This is a genomic window from Thermococcus cleftensis, assembly GCF_000265525.1.
GTDB classification, from domain to species: Archaea; Methanobacteriota_B; Thermococci; order Thermococcales; family Thermococcaceae; genus Thermococcus; species Thermococcus cleftensis.
On sequence record NC_018015.1, the window covers coordinates 837,890 to 852,482 of the forward strand.

The 14,593-nt window shown below is 57.4% G+C and carries 10 protein-coding genes; 6 read left to right on the forward strand and 4 right to left on the reverse strand.

The genetic code is table 11. The features are described 5' to 3' along the window. Positions 1–20 precede the first annotated feature (20 nt). Positions 21–806, reverse strand: a complete 786-nt coding sequence (locus CL1_RS04575) for a hypothetical protein (protein ID WP_014788719.1) — start codon at positions 804–806, stop codon at positions 21–23. Between the two features lie 118 nt (positions 807–924). After that, positions 925–2,010, reverse strand: a complete 1,086-nt coding sequence (locus CL1_RS04580; RefSeq protein WP_014788720.1) for a radical SAM protein — start codon at positions 2,008–2,010, stop codon at positions 925–927. A 72-nt stretch (positions 2,011–2,082) separates the two neighbouring features. On the opposite strand from CL1_RS04580, the gene CL1_RS04585 reads away from it, so the two are divergent. Further along, positions 2,083–2,445: a ribonuclease P protein component 2 gene (locus CL1_RS04585; RefSeq protein ID WP_014788721.1), complete on the forward strand. Its 363-nt coding sequence runs from the start codon at positions 2,083–2,085 to the stop codon at positions 2,443–2,445. On the opposite strand, the gene CL1_RS04590 is transcribed toward CL1_RS04585, so the two are convergent. Then, entirely contained in the window at positions 2,442–3,788 is a 1,347-nt protein-coding gene (locus CL1_RS04590) for a glycogen synthase (protein ID WP_014788722.1), read from the reverse strand. The two genes, CL1_RS04585 and CL1_RS04590, sit on opposite strands and share 4 nt — an antisense overlap. A gap of 51 nt (positions 3,789–3,839) precedes the next feature. Continuing rightward, positions 3,840–4,862: an HTH-type sugar sensing transcriptional regulator TrmBL1 gene (gene trmBL1, locus CL1_RS04595; protein ID WP_014788723.1), complete on the reverse strand. Its 1,023-nt coding sequence runs from the start codon at positions 4,860–4,862 to the stop codon at positions 3,840–3,842. A gap of 71 nt (positions 4,863–4,933) precedes the next feature. On the opposite strand from trmBL1, the gene CL1_RS04600 reads away from it, so the two are divergent. From CL1_RS04600 to CL1_RS04620, 5 genes are all read left to right on the forward strand, one after another. Then, positions 4,934–6,868, forward strand: a complete 1,935-nt coding sequence (locus tag CL1_RS04600) for an alpha amylase N-terminal ig-like domain-containing protein (RefSeq protein ID WP_014788724.1) — start codon at positions 4,934–4,936, stop codon at positions 6,866–6,868. Between the two features lie 151 nt (positions 6,869–7,019). Beyond that, positions 7,020–8,342 carry an extracellular solute-binding protein gene (locus CL1_RS04605; RefSeq protein ID WP_014788725.1) on the forward strand — a complete coding sequence of 441 codons (1,323 nt, stop codon included), beginning with the start codon at positions 7,020–7,022 and terminating at the stop codon, positions 8,340–8,342. 39 nt (positions 8,343–8,381) lie between these two features. Then, positions 8,382–9,281 (forward strand): carbohydrate ABC transporter permease, encoded by a 900-nt coding sequence (locus tag CL1_RS04610; protein ID WP_014788726.1) that lies wholly within the window; start codon positions 8,382–8,384, stop codon positions 9,279–9,281. After that, the gene (locus CL1_RS04615) at positions 9,278–10,528 is read left to right on the forward strand and encodes an ABC transporter permease subunit (protein WP_014788727.1); all 1,251 of its coding nucleotides are present in this window, start codon (positions 9,278–9,280) and stop codon (positions 10,526–10,528) included. Before CL1_RS04610 ends, CL1_RS04615 begins: the two co-directional genes overlap by 4 nt. A gap of 9 nt (positions 10,529–10,537) precedes the next feature. Continuing rightward, a complete protein-coding gene (locus CL1_RS04620; protein ID WP_014788728.1) occupies positions 10,538–14,593 on the forward strand; it encodes a glucodextranase DOMON-like domain-containing protein in 4,056 nt (1,351 codons plus the stop codon).

Genomic DNA, 14,593 nt, shown 5'->3' on the forward strand with positions numbered 1-14,593 from the left:
TGCATGCATGCACGAAATATTTAAAATTTGCCCGTGAGCATTCCCCAAGCAACCCACAGCTCCGCAAGGACGATGAGAGTCAATGCCAGCGCTGTCAGCTTTCTGCTCTTTCTCGGCCCGTAGAGGCCGATTATACCGAACAGAAAGTTTAGGCCCGAAAGCTCAAGGAGCGAGACCACCAGCTCCGTGTTCCTTCCAAATGCCACCATCTTCCCAATAAAATCATCACTCGCTGGATAGTTTGAATAAAGCGCTATGAGCCTGACCGCGACGAGGACTGCCGTGCAGAGGAGGTTCTGCTTTATGGGAACCCCAATCAAAAGCCCCCTGTCCGGCTCCCTCCCGGTGAAGAGCCGGTAGAGGGAATGGGGAAAGATAATAACCCATATGACCATTGAGACCAAAAGAACTAAGAAGGCAATGATTTCAGCAAACATTGCAATTCCGCTTAGAAGTCCCATCATTGGGTCTCCCGTCGCCAGAAGGGCCCACGCAAAGATACCCCAGAAGACAAGGGCGTCGCCGACGATATTGAACACCTCTTTCGGAAGGTAGAGCCTCCCGTGGGTTTTCTCGATTATCTCCGGAAGGTGCCTTATGTCATTGCGGGAGTAGCCGTAGCGTTCAAGGGCTTTCCCTACGAAGTAAAGGGCAACGGCGATGAAGACTCCAAGGAGAAAGAAAACGATTAGAAGGCTAACGGCGTTGAGGCGTTCCCGCATTGGAGGGACGATAAGCCAGAGGGCGAACCAAAAGACGACAATGAATGCCCAGGGAAGGAGGTAGTCCCTGACAAAGACCCGCATGGTGGTTAATATTCCCGAAGGTAAATAACCTTTTCGAAACTCTTATAACTTATGCCCCCGCAAGTTACTTACGCCCCCATAACCAACAACTTAGGATAGTAAAAGGGCAAAAGCAGGCTCATGGCAGCGGAACCCTCTCCACCTCAAGCCTGTCGAAGGTCGGGTACTCCTCCACGATGAAGAACCGCACGTCGCCCTCCACCGCTTCCGCCAGCTCTAAAGCCACTTCCTCGGGCATCTCTATCCTTCCCTTTTCGCGGTTGAGGTAGAGCCACTCAGGCGGAACCTCGGCCTCTTCCACGAGGAGCGTGTAGAGTTCGTCAAGGTCGTCGTATTCCGCTATGCCGAAGCGGAGCGTGCCCTCCTCGGTGATTTCCATGTAGGGTTTGGCGACGTTCCTCGCGGTTCTCCTCAGCCTGTTCCTGAGCTGGACGGCATCTTTGAGCTTCGCGGTGCAGAGGTGGTAGCTCAGGGAGGTGTTCTCCTCGCCCCATTCGAGCAACTTAAGGCCCAGCTCAAGGGAACCTTTGATGGCCGCGCTCTCATCGCTCACAGGCTTGTAACTCCTGTCGAGAATCGCCCTCAGGTTCGTCTCGCTGAACTCCAGCTCGTTCACGTTGAGGAACTTCGCGCCGAGGCCGTCGAGAAATTCAGCGTACCACTTCATCCTCTCGAACTGCCCCGGAACTGAGGGAATCTCGCCGCCGACGTCCCAGTCGAAGTCGAAGGCGTTCCTTATGTTCTCTATCTCGATCCTGAAGAGCCTTGAGTTCGGGTTGAAGAGATCGGGGTGAAAGCGTATCTCGTCCAGGCCGGCGTCATAGAGCTTCTCAAGGTTCTTCTTCGTGGCCAAAGCACCGGTGGTGTAGAGGTGGACGTGAAAGTCCCGGTCAAAGGCCTCCTTGAGGACCCGAATGTACTCAACGGTTCTATCGAGCCTCGCGAGGGGGTCGCCGCCCGTAACTCCCGCTCCCTTCGCCTCCATCAGCAGGGCCTCTTCGATTATATCATCAAGGCTTCTCACCGGCCTCTCGTTGGCGTAGACGACGTCTCCCCTCCTGTGCTCGCTCAGGGGACAGTAGAAGCAGTCACGAGGGCATTTTCCAGTGGTGAAGAGGACGAGCTTCTCACCCCTGACGCAGAGCTGACAGCCCTTAGGAAGCTCGCGAACGGCGTACGAAAAGTAAGGCGTCTCCCAGACCATTCACTCACCTCGCTAACCCTAAACGAGGGGGAGGGCTTAAAAAGGTTGGCGGGCAAAGTTGTGCAGATGCCTATGAGGGAGAAGCCTAAGTACCTGCCGCCCACCCTGAGGGACAAGCACCGCTACATAGCATTCCAGGTCATTGGAGAGAGGGCCTTCACGAAGGACGAGATAAAGCGGACCATCTGGGAGGCGAGCATTTCAACCCTCGGAACCCTCGGCTCGGCTAAGGCCAAGCCGTGGTTCATCAAGTTCGACGAGAAGAGTCAGACCGGGATAGTGCGCGTTGATAGAAAGCACGTTGAGGAGCTCCGCTTCGCCCTGACACTGGTTACGGAGATAAACGGTTCGAAGGTGATGTTCAGAACCCTCGGCGTTTCGGGAACCATAAAGAGGTTGAAAAGAAAGTTCCTGGCCGAGTACGGGTGGCGTTAGCGCAGGAAGGGAACGGCCTTATCAACCACCCCATCATAGACTTTAATGTACCTCCCGCACGCGTTCTCCCAGGTGAAGTCCTTCCTCGCCCTCCTCTTACCGTTCTCGCGGAGCTTTCTCAGGGTCTCCTTGTCTATCTCCTTCGCCAGAACCAGCGCCCTCGCCAATGCGAACGCGTCCCTCGGAGGGACAAGAATTCCAGTGGCGTTCTCCGGGTCGGAGTTGATGTCTATTATAGTGTCCTTTAGCCCACCAACGGCGCTCGCGATGGGTATGGCTCCGAGGCACATCGCCTCAAGCTGAACAAGACCGAAGGGCTCGAAGTAGGACGGGATTACGGTGAAGTCCACCGAGCCGTAGAGCTCGCGGACGGTTTCCCTGCTCAGGAGTTCGGTTATCACCCTTACGTTTTCAGGGAAGCGGTTTTGAACCGCTCTCGCCCACGCCTCCAGTTCGGGGTCACCCTTCCCAACGATGAGGAAGCGCATCTCACCGAAGGCTGGGTCGTTCGATAGTATTTCAACCGCCCGGAGGAGCGTATCAACGCCCTTTTGTGCCCTGTCGAAGCGGCCTATGAAGAGGAAGGCCTTCCCGTCGCCCAACCCAAAGCGCTCCAGGACGAGCCTTCTCCTCTCTTCCCTTGGGAGGTCCTTCGTCTCTATGAGTTCCTCGTTCCAGAAGGAGCAGTCTATGCCGTTGAAGACGTGGGTAACCTTGCCGTCGAAGTGCCCAAAGAACCCCCACTCCTCCCACAAGTAGCTCCTGCTGACGGTCGTCACGGCATCGGCTATATAGGCGGCGGTGTGCTCGGGATCCATTTCAGGGTAGGGGGCAAGTTCAGCGAGGTTTGCCTCGCCGAAGTAGTGGGCTGGAATCCTGGCCTTGTTGAGCCTGTGGATCGTGAAGATGCTCCTTGTCCCGAAGTATTTCTTCAAGAGGCCGAGGGCAAAGACCGTGTGCCAGTCGTGGGCGTGGATTACGTCCGGCTTGAAGGTTTCAATAAGCTCGTTCATCAGCCCGACGCTCGCTTTTCCGAAGAGAACGGCCTTTCTGAGGAGCGTCTCCCAATCGGGGTAAACGTCGGTATCGAGGACGTCCCCGGAGAGGGCATAGACGGTTACGCCGTTCTGCTCTCTCTTCCTCGCCGTTATGCTCACCTCCCTCCCCTCAAAGATTATTCCGAAGGAGTGGGCCGGTTTGCCCAATCCCCTGCCGTGGTCGGGGGTGAAAACGAGAACCTCGTTGCCAAGCTTGGCCAACCCCTCGGCCATGCTCGTTATGGCCTCCGCCAGGCCCCCCACCTTGACCGGGAGGTACTCGAACCCCAAAATCAGAATCTTCATTGTCATCACCCGATTTAGAGATCAAGCGGTATCAAGACGGAAAAGAAAAGTTCACTCAAGGAGAATGAACTTCTCCCCCTCGACGTCCTCAAAGTAGCTGCCGATTCCCCCGACCTTCCATTCCCTTCCGTCGGCTCGGACTGTTATGTTCGCGGTCAGTGGGGTGTATTCGTACTCGGTTACCTTTCCATCGAGGGTTACCGGCTCCTTGGTATCCACGAGCCTGCCAACGACCTCTATCCTTCTGGGAAGCTCGACGTACTTGAGGAGGGTGATGAGGGTTCTTATGTTCACGAGGGAGAGGGGCTTTGGAACTGCTGAGTAGCTTAAAGGCTTGATGACCTCGCTGTTGTCGAGGTATATCGTGTAAAACCAGTGCATGTAGTTTTGGATAATCTTTGGGCTTTTGGCCCAGAAGGAGTAAAACTTCTCCCTCCTCTTGTCCTTCGGCAGGGCACCGAAGAAGAGGGCGTAGTCGATGTCGCCGATTATCCAGCTTGCCATGAGCCAGGGCGCACCTCCACTCCTCGCGAGCATTATGTTGTCACCCTTGAGCCAGTCGGGAATCTCGTCGAAGTTGCTGATTATGACGAAGATTATGTCCTTCCTGGCCCTTATCTCGCTCTTGAGGAGCTGGAGGAACTCAAAAGGCGTGTTGATAAGAACCTCGTGCTTGGCGGTCCTTATGACATATTCAGCCCTTTCCACGGTGTTCTCAAAGCCCTGTATGGTCCATATCTCCGGTAAATCCTCACCGTGAACCTCGCGGTAGAGCTCGAGGAAGGCCACCTTGAGGTTCTCGATGTCCTCTATGAAGTCCTCCTTTATCTTCTCCAGAACGACCTCGGGATTGACGGGCTTGTAGAGCCTCGGAGAGCCCTGCATCACATCGACGAAACCCTTTCTGTGGAGCGAGCTGAGGACGTCGTACACCCTAGTGTGGGGAATGCCGCTCTCCTTCGTTATGTCCGTGGCCTTGCTAGGGCCGAGCTTGAGGAGAGTGATGTAGGCTAAGCTCTCATACTTGGTCAGACCGAGCTTCTGGAGCTTCTCAACGATTTCCTCTTCGTGCATGCCAAAACCCCCAACCTTTTAAGTTTCACTCGCGCGAGTTTATTCATCAGTAGTGATACCTGGTGGTGAAGGTGTATAAAATTTTCGGGTTCGAACCGGACTGGAGGTTCGGAAGGGTTGCCAGGGTGGAGTTCTCGATACCGGCCAGGGGAAAATACGCCTACCTGCTCGGAAACTTCAACGCCTTCAACGAGGGAAGCTTTCGAATGGAGCGGAAGGGGGAGCGGTGGAGAATCACCCTCAGGCTCCCCGAGGGCGTCTGGTACTACGGCTTCTCCGTGGACGGGGAATTTCTCATGGATCCAGAAAACCCCGATGTGGAAACCTACAGGAAACTCTCGTACAAGCTGGAAAAGGAAGCGAGTGTGGCGAGAATAGTAGGGGAAGGTGAGTTCTTCCACAGGCCGAGCGCCACCTACCTCTACTCCATCGCCGGGGGAACCCACGTTCTTCTGAGGGCCCGGAGGGGAAAAACCCGGAAGGTTCGGCTCATTCTCGATGAGAGCGAGGTTCCGATGAAGCGCAAGGCTTTCGACGAGCTCTTCGAGTACTACGAGGCAATCCTGCCGGGGGAAGGGGTCATAAGATACTCCCTCATCGTGGAATCCGAAGGAAAAACCATCGAACTTGGCCCCTTCGAGGCGAAACCTTACAGATACAATGCCCCAGGGTGGATTCACGGGAGGGTTTTCTACCAGATAATGCCCGACAGGTTTGAGCGGGGCCTGCCCGGGACCCCGAGGGGGAGGGCATTTGCCGGGGAGGGGTTCCACGGCGGCGACCTGGCGGGGATAATCAGAAGGCTCGACCACATCGAAAGCCTGGGCGCAAACGCCCTCTACATAACCCCGGTATTCGAGTCCACGACCTACCATCGCTACGACGTTACGGACTACTTCCACATCGATAGAAAGCTCGGGGGAGATGGGACTTTCCTCAAGCTGGCGGGAGAACTCAAAAAGAGGGACATCAAGCTAGTTCTCGACGGCGTCTTCCACCACACGAGCTTCTTCCACCCCTTCTTCCAGGATTTGATAGCCCGGGGGAATGAGAGCGACTACAAAGACTTTTACAGGGTGACCGGCTTCCCCGTGGTTTCAGGTGAGTTCCTGGAGGTTCTCAGGTCAAAGATTTCTCCGAGGGAGAAGCACCGGAGGCTGAAGGAGATAGGGTGGAACTACGAGAGCTTCTACTCCGTCTGGCTGATGCCCAGGTTGAACCACGAGAACCCAGAAGTAAAGAGACTCGTAAAGGACGTCATGATGCATTGGCTTGAAAAGGGTGCGGACGGCTGGAGGCTCGACGTGGCCCACGGCGTTCCGCCGGAGCTCTGGCGGGAGGTGAGGAAAGCCCTCCCAAAAGATGCATACCTCGTCGGGGAGGTCATGGACGACCCGAGGCTCTGGCTCTTTGACAAGTTCCACGGGACGATGAACTACCCCCTCTACGAGCTAATACTGAGGTTCTTCGTCGAGCGGGAGATTGACGCGGGGGAGTTCCTCAACGGTCTGGAGCTTCTGAGCGCTCATCTTGGTCCCGCGGAGTACGCGATGTACAACTTCATCGACAACCACGACACGGAACGCTTCATCGACCTGGTGAACGACGAAAGAAGGTACCTCTGCGCGCTGGCCTTTCTGATGACCTACAAGGGAATCCCCTCGATATTCTACGGCGACGAGATCGGGCTGAGGGGAAAGCTGGAAGGGGGCCTTGACGCCGGAAGGACCCCGATGGAGTGGAACCCGGAAGGGTGGAACGAGAGGATACTCGAGACGACTAGAAAGCTGATAGAGCTAAGGAAGCGCAGCAAAGCCCTCCAGCTCGGAGATTTCATTCCGCTGAGGTTCGAGGGGGACGAAATAATCTACGAGAGGGCTCTTGGGAAAGAGAGGGTGAGGGTGGAGATAAGGTACACAAAAAACCCAGAGGAATGCCGTTTCAAGCTGTTCCTTTCCCATCTTAAACGCAAGTACTGGAAAAATTACTCCCCGAACACCAGCTAGGAAGAGTGTTCCCTAACGCTCCCGGGACGACACAAATTTTCTAGAAGCTCAAAGCTGTGCACGGTCATCAACTCTGAACAGGAGAGCGCAAGATATATATATCACCGACGATGATACTATACCACCCAAAATTGAGGCGGGTGATAAAAGCATGAGGAAAGGTTTGTTTGCCCTGCTTTTGGTCGGGGTTCTGGTTCTCAGCGTCGTGGCCAGCGGCTGCATAAGCGGTGGAAGCGAGAGCCCGAGCACCACCAGCAGTCCGAGCGAGACCACCAGTCCGAGCGAGACGAGCTCCCCGAGTCCAACCGAAACAACGACCACCCCTGAAACCGACTGTGGAAGCGGTGAGGTGGTAATCTGGCACGCGATGCAGCCCAACGAGCTCGAGGTCTTCCAGAGCCTGGCCGAGGAGTACATGGCCATGTGCCCGGACGTCACCATAACCTTCGAGCAGAAGCCGGACCTTGAGAGCGCCCTCAAGGCCGCCATACCCACCGGTCAGGGGCCGGACCTCTTCATCTGGGCTCACGACTGGATAGGCAAGTTCGCGGAGGCCGGCATGCTCGAGCCAATTGACGACTACGTTACCGATGACATACTCAACGGCTTTGCCCCGATGGCCGTCGATGCCATGCAGTACAAGGGCCACTTCTACGCCATGCCCTTCGCCGCCGAGACCGTTGCGCTCATCTACAACAAGGACATGGTGAGCGAGCCGCCCAAGACCTTCGACGAGATGAAGGCCATAATGGAGGAGCACTGGAAACCAGATGAGGAGAAGTATGGAATAGCATATCCGATCGACGCGTACTTCATATCCGCTTGGGCCCACGCCTTCGGCGGCTACTACTTCGACGACGCGACCGAGATGCCCGGTCTCGACCAGCCGGAGACGATAGAGGGCTTTGAGTTCTTCTTCCAGAACATCTGGCCCTACATGGCCCCTAGCCCCGACTACGGCACCCAGCAGAGCATATTCCTTGAGGGCAGGGCGCCGATGATGGTGAACGGTCCATGGAGCATAAGCGACGTCAAGAAAGCCGGAATTGACTTCGGCGTTGTTCCGCTGCCGCCCATAAGCAAGGACGGCAAGGAGTACTGGCCGAGGCCCTACGGTGGAGTCAAGGACATCTACTTCGCGGCAGGTATAAAGAACAAGGACGCCGCCTGGAAGTTCGTCAAGTGGTTCACCACCGACCCAGCCGCGGTTAAGGAGCTCGCTCTTCAGCTCGGCTACATTCCGGTCCTCAAGGAGGTCCTCAACGACCCCGAGATCCAGAACGACCCGGTCATCTACGGCTTTGGACAGGCCGTCCAGCACGCCTACCTGATGCCCAAGAGCCCCAAGATGGGCGCCGTCTGGGGTGGAGTCGCGAACGCCATCAACGAGATACTCCAGGACCCGGAGAACGCCGACATACCGGCCATACTCAAAAAGTACCAGCAGGAGATACTCGACAACATGAACGGCTGACCGTTCTCTCTTTTTCACACTTTTCGGAGGGATTCCGCCATGAAGAAGACTACCACCATCGCCCTGTTCCTCATCCTGCCAGGAATGGCCGCGTTCCTGTTCTTCAACCTGTGGCCGATAATATACTCCATCTACCTGGCCTTCACCAACGCCCAGCTCGGTAACTTCCCTGTCCAGGCTCCAGATGCGCCGCCGCTCAAGTTCGTCGGGCTGGAGAACTTCCGCTGGATACTCAACGACGAAACATTCAGGAGCGCCTTCATGTGGACTTGGATATTCGTCGTCACCAGCGTCACCCTCAAGGTCCTCGCCGGAATCTTCCTCAGCCTGCTCTACAACAGCAAGTACGTCAAGGGCAAAATGATCTACCGTTCCCTCCTGATAATCCCCTGGGCCCTGCCGCTCCTCTTCTCCGTGACCGTCTGGAAGTTCATGTTCGACCCGATATTCGGGCCGGTAAATCAGGTGCTCAAATCCCTCGGGGTTCAGAACCTGCCCAACTGGATCAACGACCCGTTCTGGGCATTCATAGCACTCAACATAATCGAGGTATGGCTGGCTTATCCCTTCATGATAACCGTCATAACCGCCGCCCTCCAGTCGGTTCCGGACACGCTGGTGGAGGCGGCGATAATAGACGGCGCCAACTACTGGCAGAGGATAAGGCACGTGGTCCTTCCGATAGTCGGGAAACCGATAGCATTCGCGACGATACTAACCAGCGCGGCGAGCTTCCAGTACTTCATGGTGCCCTACATCTACAACGCCGGCCTCTTCGAGGACAAGTTCATACTGCTCTACGGTTTCAGGAAGGCCTTTGGAGCGAGCCCGCACTACGGAAAGGCGGCGGCGATAATGATAGTGGCCACGCTCGTGCTGGCGGTTTACATGTACGTCAACGTCAGGATAACCAGGCTCCAGGAGGGTGCTAAGGGATGATGGGCAGGAGAAAGGGGGAGGTTATCAAGACCTTCACCCTCACCCTGATAGCCATCTTCGTGATGTTCATCATACTCTTCCCGGTCTACTACATCTTCACCGTCTCCATAACCCCGGGTTCGACGCTGGCAACGACCGAATTCCACCTGATACCCAGGAACGTCAGCCTCGACTCCTACCGCGAGGTGCTCTTCGGGTTCTCCGGGAGCAAGCTGAGCGAGAACTTCACGGGAACCATAGAGGGAAGCGCCCACGTCCAGGACGGCAAGCTCTACCTGGTGGACGGCACGCTGAAGGGGAAGGTGAAGTACGGCCCGTTCACGGGGCTGACCTTTGAGATCCCAGTGAAGGGACTGACCTTCGACGTCTCGACCGCTCAAAACGCCCAGGGCAGGCTGGAAGGGGAGGTAAGCGGACTGTTCGTCCTGACCAGGGTGAACGAGGACGGGAGCATAGGGTTCGCGATAGTCAGGGACGTAAAGCTAAAGAGCGGGGAGGTCGAGGGAGTGAAGGTCTCGGGCCAGATGGAGAAGTACGTCGTGGCCAGGAACACCGGGACCGTGAGCTTCACCAACATAGGGAAGTTCGTGAACTCCAAGTTCTTCGGCTACCTCAAGAACAGCCTCATAATAGCCACGCTGACCGTCCTGCTGGCCCTGCTCTTCGTGGTTCCAGCGGCCTACGCGTTCTCGCGCATGAAGTTCTTCGGCAGGGACCACGTGCTCTACTTCTACCTGATGTTCACCCAGGTCGCTGGAGGACTGGGCATAGCGGGTCTTATAGCGCTCTACGGTATGGTCGTCAAGCTCGGCCTCTACGACAAGCTGCCGGTGCTGTCCTTCATCTACGCCGCCGGAAGCGTTCCCTTCAACACCTGGCTCCTCAAGGGTTACATAGACTCCATAAGCCCAGACTTTGACGAGGCGGCCCTGGTGGACGGCGCGAGCTACCTTCAGATAATCCGCCACGTGCTCCTGCCCATGGCCCTCCCGGGAATAGCGACCGTGGCGATATTCGCCTTCATAGGCGGCTGGACGGAGTTCATACTCGCCAGCCTGCTCCTGACCGAACCCAACCAGCCGCTGTCGGTGTGGATATACCTCCTCCTGGGCGGCATCGGCAGGGGCATAGACTGGAGCTACTTCGCGGCGGCGGCACTGCTCTTCGCCCTGCCGGTGTTCCTGATGTTCATGCTCGCCCAGAACTACATAAGGAGCGGTCTTACCGTTGGAGGACTCAAGGAATGAGGTGATAGCATGAGAAGGGTGGTTGCCCTACTCCTGGCAGTTTTGATGGTTGGAAGTCTGATTGGAGCGAACGTAAAGACCGTTGGGGCGGCCGAACCGAAGCCGCTCAACGTCATAATCGTCTGGCACCAGCACCAGCCCTACTACTACGACCCGATCCAGGACATCTACACGAGGCCCTGGGTCAGGCTCCACGCTGCCAACAACTACTGGAAGATGGCCTACTACCTGAGCCAGTACCCGGAGGTTCACGCGACGATCGATTTGTCTGGCTCGCTCATAGCCCAGCTGGCGGACTACATGAACGGCAAGAAGGACACATACCAGATAATCACAGAGAAGATAGCAAACGGAGAGCCCCTCACCGTCGAGGAGAAGTGGTTCATGCTCCAGGCACCCGGGGGGTTCTTCGACCACACCATACCATGGAACGGCGAGCCCATAACAGACCCCAGCGGCAACCCGATAAGGGACTTCTGGGACCGCTACACGGAGCTGAAGGATAAAATGATGGCCGCAAAGGCCAAGTACGCCAACCTTCCGCTCGAGGAGCAGAAAGTCGCGGTCACCAACGAGTTCACGGAGCAGGACTACATTGACCTGGCGGTTCTCTTCAACCTCGCCTGGATAGACTACAACTACATAATGACCCACCCCGAGCTTAAGGCCCTCTACGACAAGGTGGACGAGGGAGGCTACACGAGGGACGACGTTAAAACCGTCCTCGACGCCCAGCTCTGGCTCCTCAACCACACCTTCGAGGAGCACGAGAAGGTAAACCTCCTCCTCGGGAACGGCAACGTCGAAGTTACCGTCGTTCCCTACGCCCACCCGATAGGGCCGATACTCAACGACTTCGGCTGGGAGGGCGACTTCAACGACCAGGTGAAGAGGGCGGACGAGCTTTACAAGCAGTACCTCGGGAACGGGACGGCAGTGCCTGTCGGTGGCTGGGCCGCCGAGAGTGCCCTGAACGACAAGACCCTCGAGATACTCGCCAACAACGGCTGGACCTGGGTCATGACCGACCAGCTCGTCCTCGACAGGCTCGGCGTCGAGAACACCGTTGAGAACTACTACAAGCCCTGGGTGGCCGAGTTCAACGGAAAGAAGATCTACCTCTTCCCGCGCGACCACGCGCTGAGCGACCGCGTTGGCTTCACCTACGCGGGTATGAACCAGTACCAGGCGGTTGATGACTTCGTGAACGAGCTCCTCAAGATACAGAAGGAAAACTACGACGGTTCGCTGGTCTACGTGGTCACCCTCGACGGCGAGAACCCGTGGGAGCACTACCCCTACGACGGCAAGATCTTCCTGACGGAACTCTACAAGAAGCTGACCGAACTCCAGGAGCAGGGGCTGATAAGAACCCTCACGCCGAGCGAGTACATTCAGCTCTACGGGGACCAGGCCAACAAGCTCACCCCCAAGATGATGGAGCGCCTCGACCTCACGGGCGACAACGTCCAGGCCCTCCTCAAAGCCCAGAGCCTCGGCGACCTCTACGACATGGTCGGCGTCAAGGAGGAGATGCAGTGGCCCGAGAGCAGCTGGATAGACGGAACGCTCTCCACCTGGATAGGCGAGCCTCAAGAGAACTACGGCTGGTACTGGCTCTACCTGGCGAGGAAGACCCTGATGGAGAAGAAGGACGAGATGAGCCAGGAGGACTGGGAGAAGGCCCACGAGTACCTGCTCCGCGCCGAGGCGAGCGACTGGTTCTGGTGGTACGGGAGCGACCAGAACAGCGGGCAGGACTTCACCTTCGACCGCTACCTCAAGACCTACCTCTACGAGATGTACAGGCTCGCTGGAGTCGAGCCGCCGAGCTACCTCTTCGGCAACTACTTCCCGGACGGGGAGCCCTACGTCACCAGAGCCCTCGACGGTCTCAAGGAGGGGGAGATGAAGAATTACTCCAGCATGTCGCCGCTGGCGGAGGGCGTTAGCGTCTACTTCGACGGCGAGGGGCTTCACTTCATCGTCAGGGGTAACCTGAGCCAGTTCGAGGTCAGCATCTGGGAAAAAGACGAGCGCGTCGGGAACACCTTCACCCTCCTCCAGGGGAGGCCGGGCGAGCTCAGGTACTCCATGTTCCCGTTCTCAGCGGACAGCGTCGGGCTGATGATAACCAAGCACCTCGTCTACCACGATGGGAAGGCCGAGGTGTACAAGGCCACCGACTACGAGAACAGCGAAAAGCTCGGTGAGGCGACGGTCAGGGAGACGAGTGAGGGAATAGAGGTTGTTGTGCCCTTCGAGTACATAGAGAACCCTGCCGATTTCTACTTCGCCGTCTCGACCGTGAAGGACGGCAGGCTGGAGGTCATAAGCACCCCCGTCGAGCTGAAGCTCCCGACCGAAGTAAAGGGAGTCGTCATAGCCGACATAGCCGACCCCGAGGGGGACGACCACGGACCGGGAACCTACACCTACCCGACCAACGACGTCTTTAAGCCGGGCGTGTTTGACCTCCTCCGCTTCAGAATGCTTGAGCAGACCGACAGCTACGTGATGGAGTTCTACTTCAAGGACCTCGGTGGCAACCCGTGGAACGCTCCCAACGGCTTCAGCCTCCAGATAATCGAGGTCTACCTCGACTTCAAGGACGGCGGCAACAGCACGGCGATAAAGATGTTCCCGGACGGGCCCGGGGCCAACGTGAACCTCGACCCGGACCACCCGTGGGACGTCGCCTTCAGGATTGCCGGCTGGGACTACGGAAACCTGATAGTCCTTCCGAACGGAACCGCCTACCAGGGAGAGATGCAAATCTCGGCAGACCCGGTAAAGAACGCGGTGATAGTGAAAGTCCCGAAGAAGTACATAGCGATAAACGAGGACTACGGCCTCTGGGGAGCCGTCCTAACCGGGAGCCAGGACGGTTACGGGCCGGACAAGTGGAGACCGGTAGCGGTTGAGGCCGAGGAGTGGAAAGTCGGTGGAGCAGACCCGAACGCGGTCATAAACGGTGTTGCACCCAGGGTAATCGACCTCCTCGCTCCTGCAAACTTCAGGCCAACCCAGGAGGAGCAGCTGAGCAGCTACGACGCCAACGATATGAAACTCGCCACCGTCAAGGCCCTTCCGCTACTCAAGCAGGGAATAGTCGTGAACGACCCCGAGGGTGACGACCACGGACCGGGAACCTACACCTACCCCACCGACAAGGTCTTCGTTCCGGGGCACCTTGACCTGCTGAAGTTCAAGATGATCGAGGGAAGCGACGACTGGACGCTCGAGTTCTACTTCAAGGACCTCGGTGGCAACCCGTGGAACGCTCCCAACGGCTTCAGCCTCCAGATAATCGAGGTCTACCTCGACTACACCGACGGCGGTAACAGCTCGGCGATAAAGATGTTCCCCGATGGCCCGGGAAGCAACGTCCAGCTCGACCCCAGGCACCCCTGGGACGTGGCCCTGAGGATAGCGGGCTGGGACTACGGTAACCTCATCGTCCTGCCCAACGGAACCGTCTACCAGGGCGAAATGCAGATCTCAGCCGACCCGGTAAAGAACGCGATAGTCGTCAGGCTACCCAAGAAGTACCTGCCGGCCATAGGGGATTACGGCCTCTACGCCTCCGTGCTCGTTGGCTCCCAGGACGGCTACGGTCCTGACAAGTGGAGGCCGGTAGCGGTCGATGCGGAGCAGTGGAAGCTCGGCGGGGCGGACCCGAACGCGGTCATAAACGGCGTCGCACCGAGGGTGGTCGATGAGCTCGTCCCACCCGGCTTTGAGCCAACCCAGGAAGAGCAGTTAAGCTCCTACGACGCCGAGAACATGAAGCTCGCCACCGTGCTCATGATACCGCTCGTCGAGGGCACCGGCGGCGAGGAGCCGACCCCGACCGAGACACCGACCGAAACCACCACGACCACGAGCGAAACCTCGACGACCTCACCGAGCCAGACTACCACTACCACCACTACCACTCCGACCACCAGCAGCCCGAGCACCACCGCACCGACCACTACCACCGAAGGCGGTGGAGGAATCTGCGGTCCGGCCGCGTTAATAGCACTCGCCACGATACCGCTCCTCCTCAGAAGGAGGCGCTGA

Bases quoted from the DNA above. Each gene is read 5' to 3' on its own strand.
- CL1_RS04610 (WP_014788726.1), top strand. From the start codon at position 8,382: ATGAAGAAGACTACCACCATCGCCCTGTTCCTCATCCTGCCAGGAATG.
- CL1_RS04605 (WP_014788725.1), top strand. From the start codon at position 7,020: ATGAGGAAAGGTTTGTTTGCCCTGCTTTTGGTCGGGGTTCTGGTTCTC.
- CL1_RS04590 (WP_014788722.1), bottom strand. From the start codon at position 3,788: ATGAAGATTCTGATTTTGGGGTTCGAGTACCTCCCGGTCAAGGTGGGG.
- CL1_RS04585 (WP_014788721.1), top strand. From the start codon at position 2,083: ATGAGGGAGAAGCCTAAGTACCTGCCGCCCACCCTGAGGGACAAGCAC.
- CL1_RS04615 (WP_014788727.1), top strand. From the start codon at position 9,278: ATGATGGGCAGGAGAAAGGGGGAGGTTATCAAGACCTTCACCCTCACC.
- trmBL1 (WP_014788723.1), bottom strand. From the start codon at position 4,862: ATGCACGAAGAGGAAATCGTTGAGAAGCTCCAGAAGCTCGGTCTGACC.
- CL1_RS04620 (WP_014788728.1), top strand. From the start codon at position 10,538: ATGAGAAGGGTGGTTGCCCTACTCCTGGCAGTTTTGATGGTTGGAAGT.
- CL1_RS04575 (WP_014788719.1), bottom strand. From the start codon at position 806: ATGCGGGTCTTTGTCAGGGACTACCTCCTTCCCTGGGCATTCATTGTC.
- CL1_RS04580 (WP_014788720.1), bottom strand. From the start codon at position 2,010: ATGGTCTGGGAGACGCCTTACTTTTCGTACGCCGTTCGCGAGCTTCCT.